Source organism: Sinobacterium norvegicum (genome assembly GCF_923077115.1).
Taxonomy (GTDB): Bacteria; Pseudomonadota; Gammaproteobacteria; order Pseudomonadales; family Sinobacteriaceae; genus Sinobacterium; species Sinobacterium norvegicum.
In genome coordinates, this window is sequence record NZ_CAKLPX010000001.1 from 1394106 (window position 1) to 1417306 (window position 23201).

Consider the following 23201-nt stretch of genomic DNA (forward strand, 5'->3'; position numbering starts at 1 on the left):
ACTGACTAGAGGGGGTGTTTTCTTCCAAGGATTACCTTGTTCTGAAGCCACTGGGCTCTTGAACACGGTAGAATAGCTTGTAACTTGTTGATAGTATTAGGTAGCGTTTTTGTTACAGGGAAAACCCTATAACAAAGTTATTGTTGACTTCGGGCTCGCTTTGCTTTTGGTACACCCTGTATGCAATTGATAAATATAATAATTAATTTTCAGGTGAATATATAATGGGCGAAAGCAGTAAAAAACATATAACGCCTGTTGGCCTATTAATTCACTGTTATGCACAGGAAGTAATTCATGGATATTGAATATAAAAAGGCATCACAAAAATATTCAGTTAGTTACATGAATAATTCTAAGTGGTTTAAGCTATTTTCCGCTTGGGCTGATTCAGGTATAGAAGTTGATCATTCTATATGGAGATTTCTAGATTCAGACCATCAAGAAATACATCGATTACCAATCAAACGTGACTTACTCCATAATCGATTTAATGATGGAAGATTTCAGCCTTTTGAATATAAGTGGATATTTTCAGTGTTTATCCCAAGAAGATATAAGCCAGTGAGCAATGTCGGTTATGAGCGTGAGCAAGATATTGATTCGCTAAAATCTATAGCGGATACTTTAGGTAAATATCCGGTATTTGAAACTGAAGAAGGTCTCGAAGTTAGGGGCTATGAAGTCTAATGCATAACAAAGGCAGGCAATCGACCTCCGGCTACTGTCACCTTTTGTGCGGTGGAGCTGCACAAAAGACGCCATTTACCTCCGGCGAATGCTGCCGGCGTTATGCAATCGAGAGTAGTGAATGATTGAAGATGTATTCCCTCATCTTGGCGAGCTGGTAGTTGAGAAAATTCTTGGTGAAGATATTAGCTACTTCGCCAAGAGACTTAATCTACCAGAAAATGAAATTCAAAGTGTTCATAGACAGTTGCCTTTAGAGTTTCCTGGGGCGCCGATTATTTTTGATGGTTTTTCGACATTAGATTTAGGTATTTTACTAAAGAATGGGAAGGTGCTTCCTATAGAGTTAAAGTTAGGATACACAGGGCTAGCCAGAGCATCTGTAAATAAAATGCTAGCTCCATGCTCCGTTTCAGCTCATACATCCGAATATAGAGTATCTGGTAAAATCTTCTCTATTCTAAATCGAAATTTTGATAGGAAATTAGTTGAAGTGATAGGTGGAAGTCAGTTGTCTACTCGAATTGAAGGGCGTATTTTTCCTCTTGCTGATGAATGGAGTATTATCGCAAGAAATAGTGTTATTTCATCATGGAAAAAACTTCCGCCAGACTTTAATAGTTTACAAAAATATATAAGCATTGAAGATATATGTTCGAACTACGGTGAAGATAAGTTCAACAAGCTAATAAGCGACCTATTATCTAATATTAATTATTACGATACATGGTTGGCTAACAATGCATAACAAGGGCCAGCACCGACTCCATAATTTTGTCACTTTTGTTGCAAGGAGCCGCAACAAAAGCGCCAAAATCACTCCACTGTGTGGCCGGCGTTATATTTTTATCGAGGGTATATATGAAATCGCATGATATTGAAGAATTCGTTTCCCAGTTTGCAGAGCTAAGTGTTCAGGAAAACAAAGGTGGGCGGTTTAAGATTTCACATTGTAAGCTTAAAAATCAAGCAGGTAGTTTATGGTTTCGGGCTTATAGTGAAAAATACCGTTTGTATCCTACCGGAGAGGTTATTTCTTTGCTAAATCTACATAGCAAATTGGGATCACCTGATGGACAAGATATGGAACGTGATTACTGGTTCACTCAAAATCTAACAGTAGTAAAAGACATAATTACAAATTTTTCAGAAATCAAAATATAACAAGGCGCTCAAGAGGGGAAATTTACAGTTGGCTGTTTTCTCTCCGTTCAACATTTTAGCCAAACCACTAAAAGGACAGCCACCCGAAGCCGCGACCAACATCACCGCAGAGGCATCGTCAGCATGGACGCTGACGCTGAGCCTACAGGGATGTATTCACGGCGTTCTCAGCGGTGGTGTTGGCCGCAGCACTCGCAACCTCCCGCCCGACGCCCTCCTCCCAGAATTATTACAAAATATACTCATCTCCATAAAATATAATAATTTCACCTAATACCACTACCTGCCTATACTGAACACATCGAAACAAACATCGTTACTCACCACGCATCAGTAGGCAGATATTATGAAAATGAATCACGTAGGTATTCTTGTTGGCGACATGGATAAGGCTGTCGAGTTTTACACCCAGGCGTTAGGCCTTAAGCTGGTAATGGGTAATACCAAGGTTGAAGAAGAACGCGAGACCGCCATTGGCAGGATGTGTATCGCCGTCTTTGGTGACGGCTTTAAGGGCTTTAACATCGCCCACCTGGTGACCAGCGATGGTATTGGTGTTGAGCTGTTTGAAATGAAAGAGCGTCAGGAGCGCCATGTTGTCGACTTCTCTCGCATCGGCATTTTTCACTTCTGCCTGGAGACCGATGACTTCGACGGCGTGATTGCCAAAACCAAGGCGCTCGGCGGTAAGTCGCGGATGGATATCATGCGTTATCACCCCGAAGACGATAGCAAGCCTTACCAGATGACCTACCTAGAAGACCCGTTTGGCAATCTGTTTGAGCTTTACTCACACACCTATCAAGAGACCTACTCCTCTGAATACGAGTAAGCCTCCGCTGCAGTAATTCGTCAGCGGCCAATACCGTCACAGAGACATCACCAGCATGGATGCTGGTGCCGAGCCTACAGGGATGTATTCACGGCGTTCTCAGTGACGGTGTTGGCCGCAGCACTCACAGCCACTTCAACATTCCGCACGCCACTGGGTCAGTCACACCCCGCTCCTGTCGCTGCGCTTTTTGAAGTCGCGGGGAATGACTGACTGCGCGACTGGAGAACTGTATGGGAAACCAGCAAGACAGCACATGACTTATCATGGATCTCCCGATTAGACTTTAAAAAGACGAACTAAACCAACTGACTTGATATTTCCTGTATCTTGTCGACAAACCATGCCAAGGCTTTGCCTTGATTATCTTTTCGCCACGCCATGATTAATTTACTTCTTCTGCTTTCGTAACTTGCTAGCTGTAAGCTTTTTAGCTCCCCGGACTCTAGTCGCTCTCTAATTCGGTGAACAGGAAGAAAACCGACGCCTAGGCCAAGGGCATGGGCTTCAATCTTTTTTTCAATTGTTGGAACAGTAATCCTCGAGCGACCATCAAGCAAACCGATCGATCGATTTGGCATACTCCGAGAGCTATCCGAAACCACGATTGATGCATATTTTGCTATGGATTTATTTGATATCGGTTGCCCCTCTTCAACTAACGGATGATCTTTTGCGACAGCAAATACAAAGTCAATCTCACCTAAATCATGAATAGAAAAATCGCCCTTATATGACTCCCCTGTGGCGCCAACAATCAGATCAGAGCTGTCGGCAATCAATGAATCCCAGGTGCCCCCCAACACCTCCTCTGAAACCCTAATGTTTATCCAGGGGTGCAGCTTTTGAAATTGCGCTATCAAAGTATAAACAGGTTCAAACAGCAAAATACTGTCAATACAAATACGTAACTCAGATTCCCAGCCGCTCGCTGATTGCTGAGCCATGTGCGTGAGCTCATCGGTTGCCTTTAGAATCAGTCGCCCCTGCTCTACGAGCATCTTACCAATTGGCGTTAACTGAGCCTTCCGCTTAGAGCGATCGAACAATGTAACACCAAGGTCTTCTTCAAGCTTATTGACGGTATAGGATACGGCTGACGGAACGCGAAACAACGCTTCGGCGGCGGCAGCAAAACTTTGTTTACGCTCAATAGCATCAAGCACCCTTAATGCATCTAGCGTTATGGGAGAGCCCATAGATCAATCCTTTTGAATCAATAGTTCACATTTCATCGTTATTAATCACCAATCCCTTTAAATATAATAGCTCCATCAATCAAATACAACGAACCTAGGAAGATAAAGCATGAACAATTCAATGATCAAAAGATTAGTTACAACAGATTCTGGCCTTGCTGCATTAGCCCTTAGGCTACCGATTGCAATTATCTTTATTGCGCACGGCGCACAAAAATTATTCGGCGCATTTGGTGGCTACGGCCTGGAAGGTACCGGTCAGTGGATGGCGTCAATTGGCCTTGAGCCTGGCTATCAACTAGCGCTATTAGCTGGCAGTGCAGAGTTTTTTGGTGGTATCGCTCTATTAATCGGCCTGCTAGTTCGCCCTGCAGCTTTGATGCTTAGCATTACCATGCTAGTAGCCATCTTTAGCGTCCATTTTGCTAACGGTTTGTTTATGACAGAGAACGGCTATGAATTTGCCCTGGCATTATTCGCAGCATCTGTTTCATTGGCGTTCAGTGGCGCAGGTAAGGTGTCGCTAGATCAGCTGATAGCCCAACGTTTAGGCTAATTGGTCATAGTAATCGATCGATGTTTGCCATCGGTCGGTAGCCCCCTCATTTAAAGAAGGAAATTATTATGAATACTGCACATCAAAAAATTAGCGCATCTGAGCTGCATTATTTACCCAGCAGCCATATGCACCCTGCAAATACACGCTTTCATTTTTCATTCGCTAATTATTATGACCCGAATCGCATGGGGTTTGGCGCACTACGTGTATTCAATGATGATGATGTTAAGCCGCGCAATGGCTTTGATCGCCACCCACACAAAGATATGGAAATTATCAGTTATGTTGTCAAAGGTAAACTAACCCACTGGGACAGCGTTACAAAAAAGGAAGAGACTATTGGCCGAGGGCATGTACAAGCGATTTCTGCGGGATCAGGTATTTGGCACTCAGAGATGAATAAGCAGGCTGACTGGTGTCGATTTTTACAAATCTGGGTAATGCCAACTAAGCGAGGCGGGCCTGTTCGCTACAACCATAAAGGGTTTACGTTAGCCGATAGAGAAAACAAGTTACTTCATATTGTAGGCAACCCCGGTAACAAGGCTACTTCTCCATTGTATATTAATGCGAATGTAAACTTTTATGCCTCTGAGCTAACTGACTCGCGTGCTGAGGTAGAATTTGAGTTAAAGCCAGGAAGGCAGGCATATATTAACTGTGTCGAAGGCAGCATCCACGTTGATGCCTTACCGTCTCTTAGTGAGCGTGACTCATTAGAATTAACTGAAGCAGGTAAGTTTACCTTTTCGTTGAAAGGTAAACATGCACACTTCATAATTATTGAAATGAAAAAACCTCAATAATATTTGAAAGCAATGAAGCCTTCAACCGAGTAACAGCTGATCGACATAGTGCGGACATCGTGCGATGCAAGCCGCCTATTTAACAGTCGCCGCACGTATTGTGAGATTAGTTTAAAAACAAATCGATCTCTATCGCTTAGTTTGTAGCAAACAAAAAATCTACTTATACACACAAAATATTGAGTTAATTATTATGTCGACAGTAAAGAACAGCTGGAACAGCAGTATAAAAGATGGCGAATATCAGCGTAAAGAATCACAATTTAGGAATTGGATAACCTCGGATGGCAGCGCTGGTAAAACAGGCCGCGCTGGATTTAAAGCTGAACCCGGCCGCTACCATTTATATGTATCGCTTGCTTGTCCCTGGGCACATCGCACCTTAGTTTTTCGTCAGCTAAAAGGTCTGGAGGATTTAATTACTGTCAGTGTTGTTCACCCTGATATGCATGAAAATGGCTGGAGTTTCAAGCATGATGAAGAATCTGAAAGCCTTTATGGCACCACCGGGGATGATTTATACGGTGATACATATATTGGTGATAAATACTTAGCTCAAGACCCAGATTACAGCGCCGTGAATAGTGTACCCGTGTTGTGGGACAAAAAAGAAAAGGTGATTGTCAACAATGAATCGTCTGAAATTATTCGTATGTTTAATAGTGCTTTTAATGGAATAACAGGTAACACATTAGACTTCTACCCTGAACACTTGCGTGAAAAAATTGACCTTGAAAACGAATTGGTTTATCACAAAGTCAATAATGGTGTCTACAAAACTGGCTTTGCCACAACGCAAGAGGCTTATAATAAAAATGTGACCGAGCTGTTTATTGCACTTCAACAACTCGATGATAAATTATCGACACAGCGTTACTTAACGGGCAACGAGATCACCGAAGCCGATTGGCGTCTATGGGTGACATTAGTTCGGTTTGATTCGGTTTATCATACGCATTTTAAGTGCAACTTGAAATTAATTGGACAGTACAGCAACATCTACAACTTTATGCTTGAGCTATACCAAATTCCTAATATTGCCAAAACAGTCAATGAAGCACATATTAAACGCCATTATTATGCGAGTCATTTGGCAATAAACCCATACGGGATTGTTCCGGTGAGCCATAAGCAAGACTGGACAGTGCCTCATAATAGAGGAGAGTAACTTATAGCCAGGCTTCTCCCATCCGCAAGCATTAGGGTCAAGTCTTTCCTTTTGCTAACAGGCTGCACCACCCCAGCCGCGGCCAATACCGTCACAAAGCATTAGGGTCAAGTCTTTCCTTTTGCTAACAGGCTGCACCACCCCAGCCGCGGCCAATACCGTCACAGAGACATCACCAGCATGGATGCTGGTGCCGAGCCTACAGGGAAGTACTCGCGGCGTTCTCAGTGATGGTATTGGCCGCAGCACTCGCACCCTATTACCCTGCCCTGAACAAATCTGATTTTTCATTCCAGCCATCCCCAACGCAATCAGGACAGCCACCTCAAGCACTCCGCACTCTTCACGCCCCTGGGTCAGTCACACCCCGATCCTGTCGCTGCGCTTATTGAAGGTTCGGGGAATGACCGACTACGCGGCTGGGTTTTTGTCTGTTTAGCGACAAGTGCAATCAGGTTTGGCCGCAGCACTTTCTACATTTCTACATTTCTACATTTCTACATTTCTACATTTCTACATTTTCAAGCACTCCGCCCCCCTCCGTCAGTCACACCCCGCTCCTGTCGCTGCGCTTTTTTGAAGTCGCGGGCAATGACTGACTGCGCGTCTGGGGTTGGTTTGCTAACATAAAGCCGTGACATTTTATGAACAAACAGCATCAGGGTTTATGGCTGGATGTACGTGCCACTTATTGTCGTTTTCAACGATTATCATTGGAGCAGAAACAAAAAAATGTTTGCTTAGTCAATCACATAAGAATTAGAGTCGAGAGATATACAGTTCGGTGTATCTCGTTAAAGACGCGCGAAAAGGGCAAGACAACACATGATCTATCATGGATGTCCCGATTAGACTTATCAGGTGACCAAAACTCTCATGGCGATCAAGGACTGCTTATTATGATCGAAATCTTCGGGCCAAATGTCTCACCTTTTGTCATAAAGGTTCTAGCGGCGGCTAATTACAAGCAACTGCCATACACCCACACAGAAAATGTGAGCATACGTGAGCTTTCCAAACTCAACCCTCATACCGGTAAGGTTCCTGTAGTGCTTATCGAGGGCGAGGCTATTTTCGATTCAACGTTAATCCTACGTCAATTCGATAAAATAAAGGCAGAGCCAGCCTTGCAATCAGAAGATAAAAAGGTGGCTGCTAAGCAGCGGATGCTAGAAGACTGGAGTGACGAATCTCTCTATTGGTATAACCAAGCATTGCGCTGGGCTCCAGAGAATGAGGAGAGAACCATACTTCAAAATTCTCGCTTCGTGCCTTTATTCGCTCGCCCTTTTGCAAAACCTCTTCTTCGCCATTTGGTCGGTAAACAGCCCAAAGCACAGGGGTTGGGTCGACTGCCTTATAAGGTGCTCTTAGCAGAGCTCGGGGGCAAGCTTGAAGACCTGGAACTACTTTTAGGAGAAAGCACATTCTTTTTCTCTGAAAACCCCAGCGCCGCCGATTTCGCAATATATGGCGTATTCTGCACGGGCCTTCTAGACGGTGTTACGCCGGATTTTGAGGCATTGATGTCTAAACACCCTGCGTTACTAAAATGGCATAAACGAGTGGCGGCGGTGTCCGGCCACCTAACCAGTCAAGCAAGCGGGATATGATCTTGATCCGCTTTAACTTGAAGAGTGATGTATCAACTAGGCATCCTACAATGAGGATTGAAAATGAAATTTGTGTATTACATGACGTATGTAATGATCTTGGTATACACCCTTGGAGAAACTGTCCGCAGAGGCGTAGATTATTTCGCCATTAATGCCACAACAATGCTGGAAGACTATTCTGCTGCGGTATTTTTCACACTTGCAGTATGGACATGGCATAAGGCCAGCCCATATGCAGAAAAAATCATGTTGCTTGCCTGGGCTTATGCAACAGGCGCGATGTTTGTACCATTCTTTGCCCATCTAGAGGCGTATCTGCGTGGTGCAACTTTTAGAGAGGACCACATACACACTGATGTTGAATCTATTATCTTAAAAGGCAGCATCTGGCTTGTTAGTGTTATGTGTCTTTACATCACTTTTCGCAGTGACCAGTCGCAATACCCTCGTCAATGAGAAGCCATGTTGTGGCTTCAATATGCTCGAAGTTGAATTGCCCTAGTCAGCGACCAAGCGTAATCAGGACAGCCACTCGAAGAGCCCTGCCCAAATAGCTCAGCGATAGCGCAGTCCCAGCCAACGAACGCCGCTGCGTCTGGGCCATGCCAAAAAGGAAGGCACACAGTGTTGTGGATATCCGACTAATACGTCGAAAGACCCTCGGAATTGTATGAAAAGTCGGCAAGGCAACACGCGATCTGTTATGGATGTCCTCACTAGTCGGTTTAGACGGTTGGCCTTGACGCTGATGCCGAAACGCCATCGATGCTCGTTTCAATCGAGTCTGACCCCATTGATTCGACCCCATTGATTCCAATTGATTACTGGGCAATAAACGTTGTTTGCTCCATTTCGCCATCGGTATTATCAATATATTTAAAGACGTTCCAAGCCAATTTAATTTCATCATTATTAGATAGCTTCTGTCGTCCCCGCAGCTGAACATCATTCACATAAGTGCCGTTTGTGCTGTTCAGATCTTCAATATAAACGTCTAAAATATTATCAAAATAGATGTTTTTTTCGACGGTTATTTTCGCATGAAAGCTACTGACCGACTCTTCACCGATGCAGATATCATTGCTTAGCTTTCGGCCGATAGTCACTTCGCCCTCGCCAATCTCAAACTGATTTGATACCACGTCATCAATCATTTGAACTAAAAATGTCATTATTTTTTTCCTATTTATCTACTTTAAAGGTAATTATTGACACGTTATCTTTAGCGATAGCGCTTAAACATGATTCCAGTAATTCGTCGCATATATGATCAAATCTGCTGGATTTTTTCATTATTTCTAAAATCTCATCATCCGCCAACTCGCCCGTCAAACCGTCACTGGCCAACAGCAAAACCTGCCCTGGTGCCACATCTAATTCATAGCTTTGCAGCTCAACCTTAGCCTTAACACCTATCGCATTGGTGAGAATGTTGTTAAGCGGCGAGTCACTTAATTTTTCTTGCTGAGCCATATCCAACTGAGAATACAGGGTGTCATCGGTGGTTAACTGCTGCAGTTTATCATCCCGCATAATGTAAGCACGCGAATCACCCACCGAAACAATATAGGCTTTTTCACCAACGACTAACGCCGCAACACAGGTTGTGCCCATTTTAGCGAGGTTAGCGTCTAGCGAACGCATGGTTAGAATCGATGCATTAGCGGCTGCTAAGGCCGCCGCTAAAAACTGATGACATTGCTCTGCATGCCAGTTCTGCTGCTGCTCGATTAAACGCTCAAATGGCTGCTGAAAACTATCGACACATACTTGGCTGGCCACCTCACCACCTTTATAACCACCCATACCATCGGCAACAACCAGCAACGAGACCCGCTTGCCGAGTGAATGATAATAAATACTATCTTGGTTGTTACTCCGCTTACAGCCACGATGTGTCAGCCCGGTTATTGCGTGTAAAACCATTAAAAATCCCTCCGCAAACTCGCTCTTAATGCCTTGGCCATTTCGGCGGCATCTTTATACCGTTTATCTGGATTTTTATGCATCGCCTTATTGGTAATACGTGTTGCACTAGGCGGCAGCTCTGGTTTAATTATTTTTATGGCGTCAAACTTACCGCTGACGACTTGGTAGGCAATATTGGCAATGCCTTCGCCGTTAAACGGCGTTTGGCCTGTGAGCAATTGATACAGCGTCACCCCCAAACTAAAGACATCACAACGAGCATCTAATGGCAGCCCTTTTAATTGCTCTGGCGACATATACAGCGGGCTACCCATAATTTCACCGGTACGTGTTCTCGAATCATCGGTTAACCGCGCAATACCAAAATCCGTTAGTTTGCAGGTGTTAGTCTCTGGGTTAAACATAATATTATGTGGCTTCACATCGCGGTGAATAATCTGCTTACTGTGTGCATAATCCAAGGCATCGGCCACCTGAATACACAAATTATAAACCAGCTCTGGCGGCAGCAAACGATTGCTCTGACAGAAATGTTTCAGTGGCTCACCTTCAATAAAATCCATGGCAATAAAGGCTAAATGACGCTCTTCACCCATATCAAATATTTTAACAATGTTAGGGTGATCCAAACGCCCTACGGCTTTTGCTTCTTGAAAGAATCGCTGCTTAAAGGCCTCGACACTGTCCTCAGGTAACTGCTGATAATCCAGTGTTTTAATCGCTACTTTGCGCGATATTTTCGGGTCTTTGCCCAAATACACCACTCCCATAGCACCGCGACCCAATTCTTTAATCACATTGTAGCGGCCCAATTGACTCACTATTTTTCGCGAAGACGCCGGAATTAATACCGTTGCATCATCATCCGTAGTCAATACTCTCGTCTCAGATAATGGCTGTAGCTGGCTCAGTTGCTCTTTAACATCTTTGTAGCCGCGTTTATTTTTATGCAGAAAAGTCAACGCGGCCAGCGCCCCTTGCCGATCCATCTCCGCCTGACTTCTCTGCGCCAACTGATAAATAAACTGCACAATATCCGGCGTTAATAATCCGTTTTTCACTACAGCCAAAGACTCATCAAATCGTGATAATTGCTGTAACTCATTAGCATAACTCAAGGACTGTGCCGCCAACTGGTGCTCTAACTGACGATATGGCGTTGTTAAAATACGCTCTGAAAAATAGAGTAATATTGTTGCCGGAATCAGTATATAAAGACTGCTTAGGGGCAGCCATACCTGCTCAAACATGGCAAAACCTATTTGCACCGCAAGACTCACAAGCAAAAACAGACCGCCAACTAAGACAACATAACCGGACCGGCAGAAATAACACACCGACAAAAACACCAACACGGTCAGCATAATCGTAAGCAGTGTGTATGTTAGCTCCGCGGTCGATGTGGTGAGATAATGTTCTCGTTCAAGACTGATATATTCTTCGATAAAAGCAGCAATAGATTCGCCGTCACCGATCAATAATATTTTATTGGCCGCATTTTCGGGAAGATTGACATCGCTGACAAGCCTCGTGTAATCAACCGCAAGCAAAGGCGTCATGCTGCCGTTAAAACTCGCCGCGTACTGCTTGCCCTCAACACTAAGCCGTCCCTTATTATCGCGAACAAACAACGATTTTTTATCCACCGCCTGCGTTAACAAATTAAACGCTGCCGATAGCTGCTGCTGTTCAACATCGGCCAAAATAATATCCCGAGACAGCGGCGATAAATGAACATCTTGTAGCGCCGATGTCAGCCCGACTAATAAGCGATCATAAAAGGCAGCGGAAGAAGCCTGTTTCAATTGATCGTCAATTTCACCGGGATAAAAATCATGCTGATATTCGTATGCCCAACCGGATAACCAGCGATAACGATCAAAAAAATCAGTAATCGTCGGCTGATTTAAGGGGAATACAGCGTTATACCAACCCAGTTGTTCGCGATAGGTACTCATTAACGGGCTGTAAACTTTATTCGGGGTCAGTGTCGAGGCGATATACACACCTTTTAGTCGTGCCCCTTCAAATACTTGTAACTCATCAATTAACGCGGCCGCATTTAAGCCGCCGGTGTTGATTTGCTCAATCTGCTCACTGTTTAAGATGCGAATAATAAAGCGATTTTCTATTTCGCCTTGGCTTATTGGCTGTTGTAATTGATCAATAATCAGCCGATCAAACCAGCCAACGGCAGTGCCGTCAGGCTGAAACAAAGTAGTCAGACAGTAAAGAGTCAGCCCGATGATTAACGTATACACATTAACCAGGCTACGAAGCAATACATAAGGGGATAAACGGCTTTTAATCATCTATGAAAACTACATCAAGGCGATGTTAATTGACTGCACAGCCATCACAGTTTTAGAGATAATATCTTTATATTTAGGGTCAGAGTAAAAACTCAATCACTCCAAATCAGCCGCCAACACCATCGCAGAGGCATCGTCAGCATGGACGCTGACGCTGAGCCTACAGGGAGGTATTCACGGCGTGCTAGGCGATGGTGTTGGCCGCGGCGTGATTCTCCCGAAGCACTCCCCTTTTACCACCACCTTTTCCCCAATCGCCAAAACAAAAAAAGCCGAACCCCTTTCGGGCGTTCGGCTCAGGATAAATAAAGCAGTACGCTAGAGCGCGATCGAGGTAGCTAACCCCTGCTCTACAGCTAATTCTACCGCCGTTGAGGCGACTGCCAAATCCTGCAAACCTACGCCTGTACCATCGAACAAGGTGATTTCCTCGGCGAAATTTCTACCGCCATGGTCACCGTTGATCACATCGCCCAGGGGCGTGATGTCTTTGTGGGCGACCAAGCCCTCGACCACCGCATGCTGCGCCTCGCCGATACTGACGGATTGCGCCACCTCGTCGGTATACACCGTGGCGGTGGAGAACAAGGCGCTGTCGACCTCTTGCTTGCCGCGGGTATCGGTGCCCATGCAGGCGATGTGGGTGCCGGGGCGAATCCAGTCGTTGAGCAACAAGGCCTCCTTGGCCGAGGTGATGGTAATGATCACATCGGACTGCGCCGCCACTTCTTCGCGCTCTAACGACTCGAAGGGCAGGCCGAGATCGGCGGCCACGGCCGCCAAGCTCGCTAGCCGCTCGGGTGACTTATTCCACGCCACTATTTTCTCAAACTGGCGTTGTTCAACCGCGGCGCGCAGCTGAAAACTGGCCTGGTGGCCGGCGCCGATAATACCTAACACCTTGGCATCCTGACGGGCCAGATGGGCAATCGATACCGCACTCGAGGCGGCGGTGCGCACGGCGGTCAAATAGTTGCCGCCTACCAACGCCGTTAGTTTTCCGGTGTCGGGGTCGAACAAAAAGATGGTCGACTGATGATTGGTCAAACCCTGGTCCGCATTGCCCGGCCAGTAGCCGCCGGACTTTACCCCCAGCGCCATACCGGCGCGGTCGAAGCCGGATTTGAAACCGTAGAGGGCATCGGCATAGCCGATGGCCTCGCGGATCACGGGGAAGTTGTAGGCGTCGCCCCGGGCCATGGCGGCGAAGACGCTTTCGACGGCGGTAAAGGCCGAGGGCCTGTCGATGACTTGCTGACAGACGGCCTCTGGCACGATGACCAGGCCTGCTTGATTGTTAGTAGACATGATTATCCCCTTAAAAAGCCTTACCGCGGGCCGATACCGGCCAGATTTGCTCGACCTTGCCGCCGCGAACGCCGATGTACCAATCGTGTACATTACAGGTGGGGTCACAGTGACCGGGCACTAATTTGAGTTTGTCATTAACCTGTAAAACGCCATCGGGGTCGCTGATCACGCCGTGCTCGTCGGAGCATTTGACGTACTCGACATCATCGCGACCATAGATGTATGGCAGGCCACTGTCGAGGGACTGTACTTTTAAGCCGGCATCACAGATCGCCTTGTCGGCCTTGGTATGACTCATGACCGAGGTGAGGATGAACAGTGAGTTTTCAAATTCTGAAATGCGCTGACCGTCCTCATCGTGAATGGTCTGATAGTCGGCATCCATAAAGGCGTAGGAGCCACACTGCAACTCGTTGAACACGCCAGACTGGCCTTCAAAATAATAGCTACCGGTGCCGCCGCCGCCGACGATGTCACACTCAAGACCCTGCGCCGCTAACATCTCAATGGTGGTGCGCACCATGTCGATGGCGATGCCGGTCTTCTCTTTGCGCTCGCTGTAGCTTTCCAGATGTTGCATCGCCCCCTGGTAGGCTTGAATACCGGCAAACTTCAACCCCGGCGCCGCCGCAATCGCCAGTGCGATATCAACAACGGGCTGACCGGCCACCACACCACAGCGGCCGGCACCGCAGTCGATCTCAACCAAACACTCGATCTCGGTGCCGTGCTTTACCGCCGCTGCGGATAAGTCGGCCACGTTGGCCAGATCGTCGACACAACAGATGGTGCGGGCACCCAAGTTTGGCATGCGCGCCAAGCGGTCGATTTTTAGTGGGTCACGCACCTGGTTTGAAACCAATACATCTTTGATGCCGCCGCGGGCAAACACCTCCGCCTCGCTCACCTTCTGACAGCAGACACCGCAGCTGTCGCCGAGCTCTTCCTGCAGCTTGGCAATATCGACAGACTTATGCATCTTGCCGTGTACCCGGTGACGAACACCGGCGTCACGGGCGTAGTCGCCCATGGTCTTAATGTTTTTTTCTAACGCATCTAAATCCAGAATCAGACAAGGGGTCTGAATATCCGCCTCATCCATGCCGATGGCGGCGGGAATATCATAGCCCACTTCATATTTACTCAGGTCAATCGTGCTCATGGTGTTATCTCCATCTATATTTTTTTTAAATTTTTTAAATTTTTTAAATTCGGAATTTTTTATGCGTCGTTTAGCCACGGTAGGCTGTCCAAATCGACGTTACCACCCGTAATAATGATGCCGACACGCTTTCCCTTAAAAATTTCGGGGTTCTTTATAACGGTCGCTAACGGGACGGCGCTGCTGGGCTCCATCACAATCTTCATGCGCTTCCAGATCAGCTTCATGGCATCGACGATCTCGTCTTCCGTCGCCGTCAAGATGTCGGTGACATGGTGGCTGACGAAGTGCCAGGTCAAATCCTTCAGTGGCACTTTTAAGCCATCGGCAATAGTGTCGGGTGCATCGTCGGCAATGATGTGGCCGGCCTTGAACGAGCGGGCAGCATCGTCGGCATTGAGCGGCTCTGCGGCGTAGATCTTAATATCGGGGGCGATATTCGACAGCGCCAAACAGGTGCCAGAAATCATGCCGCCGCCACCGATGGGGGCGATTACCGCATCGAGGTTATCGACCTGCTCGTTGAGCTCCATCGAGCAGGTCGCCTGCCCTGCAATCACCCGCGGGTCGTTGTAGGGGTGGACAAACTCGGCGCCAGACTCGGCCACGACCTGGGCAAAGGTCTCCTCGCGGGAACTGGTCGAGGGCTCACACTCGACGATGACACCGCCGTAGCCCTTAACCGCATCTTTCTTTGCCTGTGGCGCCGTGCGTGGCATGACCACGGTAACCGGAATACCCCGGCGACCGGCGGCGTAGGACAACGACAGGGCATGATTGCCCGAGGAGTGTGTTGCCACCCCTTTTTCGGCCATCTCTTCGCTGAGACCAAAGACCGCATTCGAGGCGCCGCGTACCTTGAAGGCACCGGCTTTTTGAAAGTTTTCACACTTAAAGAACAATTCAGCACCGGTAAGCTCATTGAAAAAGCTCGAGGTTAATACCGGCGTGCGATGGACATGGGGGGCAATGCGTTCTTTTGCCGCCAGCACATCATCAAATGTCGGGATGTACAAAGAAGGGGTATCGCTCATAACAGTCTCCTGGTATCTGACTTATGCCGAGGCGGTGGTGGTCGAACGGTAATATTCCTGCGCCGCCGCCACGCCGACACCCAACTCGATCGGGTAATCAAGGTCTTTCATCGCCATCTCAATGGTGGCGATGCCGGATAGCGCCAATACCTCAGACAACATACCGAGGTGACCGATACGGAAGGCCTTGCCGGCCATCTCGCCGAGGCCAACACCGAACGACACGCCGTATTTATTGAAGGCATGGTTGGTGAGCTCATCGCTGTTGAAACCCTCGGGCACATAGATGGCGCTGACCGAGTCTGAATACAAATCCGCGGACTCGGCACACAGGCGTAAACCCCATGCGGCGACAGCTACACGCACACCTTCGGCGATTCTAAAGTGGCGGGCAAAGACGTTCTCCAGCCCCTCTTCAAACAACATGTCGAGGCTGGCACGCAGGCCGCTGATCAGTTGAATCGGTGGCGTATAGGGGTAACCGCCATTGTTATTGGCCGTGCCCATATCGCGGAAATCGAAGTAACAGCGGTTGCAGCGGGCGGTTTCCATCGAGGCCAACGCCTTCTGGCTGGCGGCGACGATGGCCATGCCGGTGGCCAACATAAAGCCTTTCTGTGAGCCGGATACCGCCAGATCAACGCCCCAGGCATCCATCTGGAAATCCATGCTGGCCAGGGAACTGACGCAATCGACATACAGCATTGCCGGGTGTGAGCTGCCGTCGATGGCGGTGCGCACGGCGGCGATATCACTCAATACGCCGGTGGCGGTTTCATTGTGGGTGGCGAAGACGGCCTTGATGGTATGGCCAGCATCCACCGCCAGGCGCGCGGCAAAACGGTCCGCCGGTGCGCCGGTGCCCCAGTCACACTCAATCACCTCAACATCGAGGCCGTGGCGCTGACAGAGGTCGATCCAGCGGTGGGAAAACATGCCGTAGCGGGCGATCAGTACCTTGTCGCCGGTTGACAGGGTATTGGTAATCGAGGCTTCCCAGCCACCGGTACCACTGCCGGGGAAGATAAATACCTGGCCGTCATCGGTCTTGAACACCTGCTTCAAATCTTGCAGCAGCGGCTGCAGCGAGTCGGCAAAGTCCGGGGCACGGTGATCCGAGGTCTGCACATTCATCGCCGCTCGTAGGCGGTCAGGGATGTTGGTCGGTCCTGGAATAAACACGGGGTTTTGTTGACGCATGATCGGCTCCTAATTTTTATGATGGAACCGAGTATATCCATCAGAATTCTTTTTACAACTATTTTGGAAAACTATTCCATTTTAATTAATTAATAAGCAAATGCTGCCTTAATACCTTTTAAACACTGATATTGACATTGAGCGAAGTTAATGGAATTCTATTTCAAATTAATTCAAAACCAGCCTCAAACATTGAGGCCCAGGATGATAGGACTGCTACCATGTCAGACGATACCCCCAAGAAAAGACCGCGCGGCCGACCCAAGTCATCAGCCAGCGAGCTGCCTGGCGCACCTATCCAAGCGCTGGATCGGGGCATCAACCTGCTGATCACACTGGCAAAAGAAGACCAGGTCAGCCTCTCTGATCTGGCCTTAAGTGTCGGCATGCCACCCTCTACCGCCCACCGCATGCTGGGCACCTTGGAGAAGCACGGCTTTGTCGAACTCGATGCCGCCAGCCAACACTGGTCGATCGGTGTGGAGGCCTTTCGGGTCGGCAACAGCTATCTGCGCCGCACCAATCTGGTCGACTCGGCCCGCCCCTTTATGCGCTATTTAACCGAGCAAACCGGTGAGACTGCCAACCTGGCCATTGCCGATCAGGGCGACGTGGTCTTCGTCAGCCAGGTCGAATCACACAACCCCATTCGCGCCTTCTTTCGCTCCGGCACCCGCGGTTTTATGCATACATCAGGCATTGGCAAGGCATTGCTGGCCACCTTCCGTCGCGCCGAAGTCGAAAAGATTTTGCAGAAAAAAGGCTGCCCCGAATTCACCGAAAAAAGCATTACCTCGCCGACGGCACTGTTTGCCGATCTGGCACAGATCAAGCAGCGAGGCTGGGCGCTCGACGATGAGGAGCGCTACTCCGGTATGCGCTGTGTCGCCGCTCCGATTTACAACGCATTCTCTGAAGCCATCGCCGGCGTCTCTGTCTCGGGCCCCACGGTCCGCTTCCCCGATGACGCCATCGCCGAAATTGCCCCGATGGTGAAAAAAGCGGCACAGGAAATCACCGAAAGCATCGGTGGTGTGGCGCCAGCATCAGACCCAGGAGGGGCCGCTGATTAACGGCATGCAGAGCCGACCAAACACTTAATAAAAAGAGCTAAAACTATGAAATCACGTAAGATTTTAACATTAGATGAAGCAAAGATTATCGCCCAAGCCGCCGAGGCCGAGGCGGTCAAACATGGCTGGGTAGTCACCATCTGCGTCTGTGACGTCGGTGGCCATCCGATCCTGCTGTACCGCATGAAGGGGGCCACCCCGATGAGCGCCATGGTGGCACCGGAAAAAGCCCGCACCAGCGTGCTGGCCAGACGCCCGAGCAAGGTGTTTGAAGACATGATAAATCAGGGTCGCATGGCAGCCCTCGCCATGCCGGTAGTCACCCTCGAAGGCGGTGAAATGGTCATCTATGAAGACGAGTGCATCGGCGCCGTCGGTGTCTCCGGCGTACAGGCCGGGCAAGACGCACAGATCTCCCGCGCCGGCGTCGTCGCCATCGGCGCCAGTTACGATTTCGCCTAGTCAGACGGACAAACAACCCACAGCGCGACTTTGATCGCGGCTGGCGATATCGCTACAATGACCGGGCGCGATGCGCCGACAACCACGTATTAACGCTGGCCGTAAATAGCGGCCAGCCTACCCCAACAGCTTATTAGGAGCATCATCATGCACTGGACGGTTTACTTATCCGGCGAGATTCACAGCGATTGGCGACAACAGATTATCGACGGTGCAGCGGCACTCAACCTGCCGGTTAGTTTTCACTCGGCCAATACCGACCACGAGGCCAGCGATGCCGCCGGCGATTTCTTGGCGCCGCAGAGCGAGGGTTTTTGGCGCGACCACAAGTCGGCCAAGGTCAACGGTATTCGCACCCGCAAACTGATCAAGGACTGCGATATTGCGGTGATTCGCTTCGGCGAAAAATACAAACAGTGGAATGCCGCCTTCGATGCCGGTATCTGTGCCGCCCTCGACAAGCCTTACATTACCCTACACGATGAGAAAATTATTCACCCGCTGAAGGAGGTCAACGCCGAGGCTATGGCCTGGGCCACCACGCCGCAGCAGGTTATCGACATTTTAAAATACACGACCAGCTAGTGTCGGTGCGGCTAACAGAGTGATTAAACCTGTTGGCCGCAGCTGCGGTTTCGTCTAACTGAACAACAGCACCAGCGGCACCAGAATCGATGTCGCCAAGGCATTGGCACCCATGCCAATACCCGAAAACACCCCCGCTGTCTCACTCACCTGAAACGCCCGCGCGGTACCGATACCGTGGCTCGACACGCCGACGGCAAAACCCCGTGCCCGGTAGTCTTTAATCCGCAGCGCATTGAGTAATGGCGTACAAATAATGGCACCGGTAATACCGGTAATAATCACCATTACCGCGGTCAACGTCGGCGAACCGCCAATACTTTCAGAAATACCCATGGCCACCGGCGCCGTCACTGATTTAGGTGCCAGCGACAGCAACACCTCACCACGAATACCAAAGGCGTAAGCCGTGCCCAGCGCCGTCACTATCGCCGTCAGCGAACCCAATACCAACGCCACCAGCATTGGCAACAATGATTTGCCCACCACCTTAATATTCAAAAATAGCGGCACCGCCAAACAGACGGTCGCAGGCCCCAGCATAAAGTGGACAAACTTAGCCCCTTCAAAATAAGCCTCATAGCTGGTGCCCGTGGCCATCAAGGCCACCGCCAGCAACGCCACCGCGATTAATACCGGATTGACATAGGGGCGCTTACCACTGGCCAAAAATAACACGTCGCCAATCACATAAGCCATCAATGTCGCCGTTAACCACAGTAACGGTTCGCTTGAAAGATAAGTCCAAATATCCTGAAACTCAGTCATTATTTCGTCCCATCAGCTGGCTTGTTAGAGTAAAGGCATAGACGCTGACGACGATGCTGGCGACGGTGCTGACCACAATAGCCAGCATGATAATACCGACACTACTGCCCAAGGTTTGAATATGCCCCACCACACCGACACCGGCAGGCACAAACAGCAACGACAGGTGCGACAATAAACCCTGTGCCGTGCTGTTGATTTGCTCGGCATAGGCCGGCCGCCAGATCAGCAGCAACAAAAAAACAATCATGCCCAATACCGGCCCTGGTAACGGCAGCGCCAGAGCCCGCGCAATAATTTCGCCCAGTAATTGGCAGGCCAAAATAATACTTAAATGCCTAATCATTGTGTGTCCTTAAAGTGATATCAAACCAGCAGCCGACGCCAAAGCAATCACAGCCTGAGTTGAATAATAGCCAATATTACCACTATCACGACCGGCTTATTAATACTCACAACGGGGTAATCGCCGCCGCAATGACTGAAAACACATCGGCGTCATGGTAATCTAACCTGATAAATACAGCGTATTTTTCTGACTGAAACAAAATGGGATGGCTTACTTATGTCGTTTAATTCTTGGATGAATTCCATCGTCGATGCCGGTCGCGACCTGCTGTTACGCAGCGCCAAAGATAATAAAAACGGCAAGGATATTGCCGAGCTGTGTCGCGACCTCTGCTCCAACAAGGGTGAGGCCATGGGCACCGCCCTCGCCTGCGCCGTGGTCAATGCGTATAACGACATGAGTGATGAAGAGAAATTCAGCTTCTTCACGCTGTTAATCGACGATTACAGTGCCGACTCCCGCGACATTCTACGCTGCGCCGAAAGCTATCGTGGCGACAGCTCTGAGCAAAATCTCAACGCCTTAAAACAGGCCATTGCCTCACCCCGCCTGCAGCTGTTTCGCCGCATCAATATGTCGGCCACTGGCACGCCAACACTGGTGCAGATGCGCAGCTATTTACAACGCCTGTTAAAAGACAACCCCAGCCTTCGCCCCATCGACGACGATTTAAAGTATCTGCTCAAATCATGGTTCAACCGCGGCTTCTTGAAAATCCGCAGCATCGACTGGAAGACACCGGCCCACATCCTCGAAAAACTGATCGCCTACGAGGCGGTGCATGAGATGAACGGCTGGGACGATCTGCGTCGACGCTTAGCCGACGACCGTCGCTGCTTTGCCTTTTTCCACCCGGCGCTGGAAGATGAACCATTGATCTTTGTCGAGGTGGCACTGGTCAAAGGTCTGGCGACAGCGGTGCAGCCACTACTGGCACCCAAGGTTGACGACCAGCATAACGTGGAGGCCGACACCGCCATCTTTTACTCGATCAGTAACTGCCAGCCCGGCTTGAAAGGCATCTCGTTTGGTAACTTCTTAATCAAACAGGTGGTGATGGAGCTACAACAGGAGCTGCCGACGCTGAAGCAGTTTTCCACCCTATCACCGATTCCCGGCTTTCGTCGCTGGTTGGATAAAGCGCTGGCAGAGGATCAACCAACACTTATTTCGGCCGACGATAAGCAGTCACTCAAGGTCTTATCACAGGATGGCTGGCAACAGGATAACGAGACCAATGAGACCCTTAAACCGCTGCTGCTTCGGCTCTGCGCTCACTACCTCAACAATGAGAAGCGCGGCGCTGCCCCCCTCGATCCCGTCGCCCGTTTCCACCTCGGCAACGGCGCGCAGATCGGCCAGCTCAACTGGCTGGGTGACACCTCGGCCAATGGCCTGAAACAGTCGGCTGCCATGCTGGTTAACTACCGCTATGAACTCAGCAAGGTAGAAGAAAACCACGAGGCCTATGTTAACGACAACAAGATCGCCTGCGCCAAGAAGGTGCTTGAGTTAATAGAGGGGTAAATACACCGCACCCCGATCCTGTCGCTGCGCTTTTTGAAGGCTCGGGGAATGACTGACAGCGCGGTTTTATGATGGGCTGGCTGACCAATAACTAGCCATAGAAATACTGCGCTAACAGTAAGGCGATGCCGTAACCGATGCTGTAGGTCAGCAGCAACGCGGGAAAGTAGCGCAGGTAGCTGACAAAGGTCATGCCCTCGACCTTGCTCATGGCGATAATGCCGGCCGCCGAGCCGATCGATAACAGCGAGCCACCGACACCAACGGCGTAGGTTAACGCCAACCACTCCGGTGTACTCAGTGTTGGATCGGCCTTCAATAGAGCCGCCGTCAGTGGCACGTTATCGAGCAGCGCCGAGATGATACCGGCGACATAGTTTGATAATCGTGGATCGAACTGAGCGTAGAGGTCGGCGGCCATGGTCAACACGCCGATCTCCTTCAACATGCCGACCAGCAATAAGATACCGAGGAAGAACAATAAGGTGTCGTATTCCACCTTGCGGATATATTCGAGAATCTTGGTTTCCTGAGCATCGGTACGGGAGCTTCGCCCGACCAAAAACATCACCGACAAGCCCAACAAAAAGGTCAAAACCGGTGGCACACCAAACAACACATTGAATAACATGGTGCAGATAATGGTGCTGAAGAAAATCACGGCAATGGCAATATCGACCGGGTGAAAGGTTTGCTCAACATGCTCTGAGGTCAATTCACCGGTCACGCCCCAGGAGAAAAACCACGCCAGCAACAACACACTGATGACCGAGGGCACTAACAGTAATAGTAATTCCTGCATATGAACATGACCTTCGAGGAAGATCATCAACGTGGTCACATCACCGGTAATCAATGCCACACCGCCGGAGTTAACGGCAAACACCACCAGCGTCGCCATTTTTAACCGTGTCGCCTTGTCGAGATTAAAGGCTGCCACCAGGCCCAGGCTGACCAGGGTCGCGGTAACATTATCGCAGATCGCCGACAGCAGTAACGAGAATATGGCCACCATACCCATTAACAGTTTCTTGCTAAGCTGCTGGGGAAATACCTTCTGCACCGCCGCCTGTACCATGCCCTTGGCATTGAGGTAGGCAACAAAGGTCATGGTCGCCATTAAGAACAACCACAGGGTGGCGATTTCGAGTAGGTTTTCATCGAGCTGATGCTGCACCAGCCGCTGGCCGGATTCACCATCGGCGGTGATAAACAGTATCAGCCATGACAGGCAGCCGAGAAACAGCGTCGTCTTGGCCTTGTTAATATGGGTGACTTCTTCGAACACGATACTGAGCAGCGCCAACACCGCCAGCGACAAGAGAAAAGCTTCAAGCATAATTCCATCTACCTTATTCTATAAGCGAGGCCGCCAGAGCGCAGGTCGCCAGCCTTTTAAAAGGCACCATCAAAACAGATCTCAGCCGATTAAGCCATACCACTTTTTTGCCACCA

The 23201-nt window shown here is 49.2% G+C and carries 25 protein-coding genes; 13 read left to right on the forward strand and 12 right to left on the reverse strand.

Going from position 1 to position 23201, the window contains the following annotated elements; all coding sequences use genetic code 11:
• Positions 1-297: 297 nt before the first annotated feature.
• The 4 genes from L9P87_RS06180 (at position 298) to L9P87_RS06195 (ending at position 2686) form a co-directional block, all read left to right on the forward strand.
• Positions 298-690, forward strand: a complete 393-nt coding sequence (locus tag L9P87_RS06180) for a hypothetical protein (protein WP_237443799.1) — start codon at positions 298-300, stop codon at positions 688-690.
• A 121-nt stretch (positions 691-811) separates the two neighbouring features.
• Positions 812-1438: a hypothetical protein gene (locus L9P87_RS06185; protein WP_237443800.1), complete on the forward strand. Its 627-nt coding sequence runs from the start codon at positions 812-814 to the stop codon at positions 1436-1438.
• A gap of 113 nt (positions 1439-1551) precedes the next feature.
• Positions 1552-1854: a hypothetical protein gene (locus tag L9P87_RS06190; RefSeq protein ID WP_237443801.1), complete on the forward strand. Its 303-nt coding sequence runs from the start codon at positions 1552-1554 to the stop codon at positions 1852-1854.
• A gap of 346 nt (positions 1855-2200) precedes the next feature.
• Positions 2201-2686, forward strand: coding sequence for a VOC family protein (locus L9P87_RS06195; protein ID WP_237443802.1), 486 nt, complete (start codon positions 2201-2203; stop codon positions 2684-2686).
• Between the two features lie 299 nt (positions 2687-2985).
• Here L9P87_RS06195 and L9P87_RS06200 read toward each other — a convergent pair whose 3' ends face one another.
• On the reverse strand, positions 2986-3885 hold the full coding sequence (locus L9P87_RS06200) for a LysR family transcriptional regulator (RefSeq protein ID WP_237443803.1): 900 nt from the start codon (positions 3883-3885) through the stop codon (positions 2986-2988).
• Positions 3886-3994: 109 nt separating this feature from the next.
• Between L9P87_RS06200 and L9P87_RS06205 the strand changes: the two genes are divergently transcribed.
• The 3 genes from L9P87_RS06205 (at position 3995) to L9P87_RS06215 (ending at position 6418) form a co-directional block, all read left to right on the forward strand.
• Positions 3995-4441, forward strand: coding sequence for a DoxX family protein (locus L9P87_RS06205; RefSeq protein ID WP_237443804.1), 447 nt, complete (start codon positions 3995-3997; stop codon positions 4439-4441).
• Positions 4442-4509: 68 nt separating this feature from the next.
• Positions 4510-5250, forward strand: coding sequence for a pirin family protein (locus L9P87_RS06210; RefSeq protein WP_237443805.1), 741 nt, complete (start codon positions 4510-4512; stop codon positions 5248-5250).
• A 193-nt stretch (positions 5251-5443) separates the two neighbouring features.
• Positions 5444-6418 carry a glutathione S-transferase family protein gene (locus tag L9P87_RS06215; protein ID WP_237443806.1) on the forward strand — a complete coding sequence of 325 codons (975 nt, stop codon included), beginning with the start codon at positions 5444-5446 and terminating at the stop codon, positions 6416-6418.
• 54 nt (positions 6419-6472) lie between these two features.
• Here L9P87_RS06215 and L9P87_RS06220 read toward each other — a convergent pair whose 3' ends face one another.
• Complete coding sequence (locus L9P87_RS06220) at positions 6473-6709, reverse strand: hypothetical protein (protein ID WP_237443807.1); 237 nt, start codon at positions 6707-6709, stop codon at positions 6473-6475.
• Between the two features lie 608 nt (positions 6710-7317).
• On the opposite strand from L9P87_RS06220, the gene L9P87_RS06225 reads away from it, so the two are divergent.
• Entirely contained in the window at positions 7318-8031 is a 714-nt protein-coding gene (locus L9P87_RS06225; RefSeq protein WP_237443808.1) for a glutathione S-transferase family protein, read from the forward strand.
• 63 nt (positions 8032-8094) lie between these two features.
• On the forward strand, positions 8095-8490 hold the full coding sequence (locus L9P87_RS06230) for a hypothetical protein (protein ID WP_237443809.1): 396 nt from the start codon (positions 8095-8097) through the stop codon (positions 8488-8490).
• A gap of 365 nt (positions 8491-8855) precedes the next feature.
• On the opposite strand, the gene L9P87_RS06235 is transcribed toward L9P87_RS06230, so the two are convergent.
• From L9P87_RS06235 to bhcA, 7 genes are all read right to left on the reverse strand, one after another.
• A complete protein-coding gene (locus L9P87_RS06235; protein ID WP_237443810.1) occupies positions 8856-9206 on the reverse strand; it encodes an FHA domain-containing protein in 351 nt (116 codons plus the stop codon).
• Between the two features lie 10 nt (positions 9207-9216).
• Positions 9217-9960 (reverse strand): PP2C family protein-serine/threonine phosphatase, encoded by a 744-nt coding sequence (locus L9P87_RS06240; protein WP_237443811.1) that lies wholly within the window; start codon positions 9958-9960, stop codon positions 9217-9219.
• Positions 9960-12275 carry a serine/threonine-protein kinase gene (locus tag L9P87_RS06245; protein ID WP_237443812.1) on the reverse strand — a complete coding sequence of 772 codons (2316 nt, stop codon included), beginning with the start codon at positions 12273-12275 and terminating at the stop codon, positions 9960-9962. Before L9P87_RS06245 ends, L9P87_RS06240 begins: the two co-directional genes overlap by 1 nt.
• Before the next feature lie 318 nt (positions 12276-12593).
• Entirely contained in the window at positions 12594-13583 is a 990-nt protein-coding gene (gene bhcD, locus L9P87_RS06250; protein WP_237443813.1) for an iminosuccinate reductase BhcD, read from the reverse strand.
• Positions 13584-13593: 10 nt separating this feature from the next.
• Entirely contained in the window at positions 13594-14748 is a 1155-nt protein-coding gene (gene bhcC / locus L9P87_RS06255) for a 3-hydroxy-D-aspartate aldolase BhcC (RefSeq protein WP_237443814.1), read from the reverse strand.
• Positions 14749-14807: 59 nt separating this feature from the next.
• Positions 14808-15782 (reverse strand): beta-hydroxyaspartate dehydratase BhcB, encoded by a 975-nt coding sequence (bhcB, locus tag L9P87_RS06260; RefSeq protein WP_237443815.1) that lies wholly within the window; start codon positions 15780-15782, stop codon positions 14808-14810.
• Positions 15783-15803: 21 nt separating this feature from the next.
• Positions 15804-16982 (reverse strand): L-aspartate--glyoxylate aminotransferase BhcA, encoded by a 1179-nt coding sequence (gene bhcA / locus L9P87_RS06265; RefSeq protein ID WP_237443816.1) that lies wholly within the window; start codon positions 16980-16982, stop codon positions 15804-15806.
• Between the two features lie 221 nt (positions 16983-17203).
• Here bhcA and bhcR point away from each other — a divergent pair, with 221 nt between their 5' ends.
• From bhcR to L9P87_RS06280, 3 genes are all read left to right on the forward strand, one after another.
• The gene (gene bhcR / locus L9P87_RS06270; protein WP_237443817.1) at positions 17204-18055 is read left to right on the forward strand and encodes an HTH-type transcriptional regulator BhcR; all 852 of its coding nucleotides are present in this window, start codon (positions 17204-17206) and stop codon (positions 18053-18055) included.
• A 45-nt stretch (positions 18056-18100) separates the two neighbouring features.
• The gene (locus L9P87_RS06275) at positions 18101-18517 is read left to right on the forward strand and encodes a GlcG/HbpS family heme-binding protein (protein ID WP_237443818.1); all 417 of its coding nucleotides are present in this window, start codon (positions 18101-18103) and stop codon (positions 18515-18517) included.
• Between the two features lie 147 nt (positions 18518-18664).
• The gene (locus L9P87_RS06280; protein ID WP_237443819.1) at positions 18665-19102 is read left to right on the forward strand and encodes a YtoQ family protein; all 438 of its coding nucleotides are present in this window, start codon (positions 18665-18667) and stop codon (positions 19100-19102) included.
• A 54-nt stretch (positions 19103-19156) separates the two neighbouring features.
• Here the strand turns inward: L9P87_RS06280 and L9P87_RS06285 are convergent, their stop codons facing one another.
• Both L9P87_RS06285 and L9P87_RS06290 read right to left on the reverse strand, forming a co-directional pair.
• Complete coding sequence (locus L9P87_RS06285) at positions 19157-19870, reverse strand: LrgB family protein (RefSeq protein ID WP_237443820.1); 714 nt, start codon at positions 19868-19870, stop codon at positions 19157-19159.
• Entirely contained in the window at positions 19863-20216 is a 354-nt protein-coding gene (locus tag L9P87_RS06290) for a CidA/LrgA family protein (RefSeq protein ID WP_237443821.1), read from the reverse strand. Before L9P87_RS06290 ends, L9P87_RS06285 begins: the two co-directional genes overlap by 8 nt.
• Before the next feature lie 219 nt (positions 20217-20435).
• Here L9P87_RS06290 and L9P87_RS06295 point away from each other — a divergent pair, with 219 nt between their 5' ends.
• Positions 20436-21746, forward strand: a complete 1311-nt coding sequence (locus L9P87_RS06295; RefSeq protein WP_237443822.1) for a malonyl-CoA decarboxylase — start codon at positions 20436-20438, stop codon at positions 21744-21746.
• A gap of 91 nt (positions 21747-21837) precedes the next feature.
• Here L9P87_RS06295 and nhaD read toward each other — a convergent pair whose 3' ends face one another.
• Positions 21838-23085: a sodium:proton antiporter NhaD gene (nhaD, locus tag L9P87_RS06300; RefSeq protein WP_237443823.1), complete on the reverse strand. Its 1248-nt coding sequence runs from the start codon at positions 23083-23085 to the stop codon at positions 21838-21840.
• Positions 23086-23201: the final 116 nt, after the last annotated feature.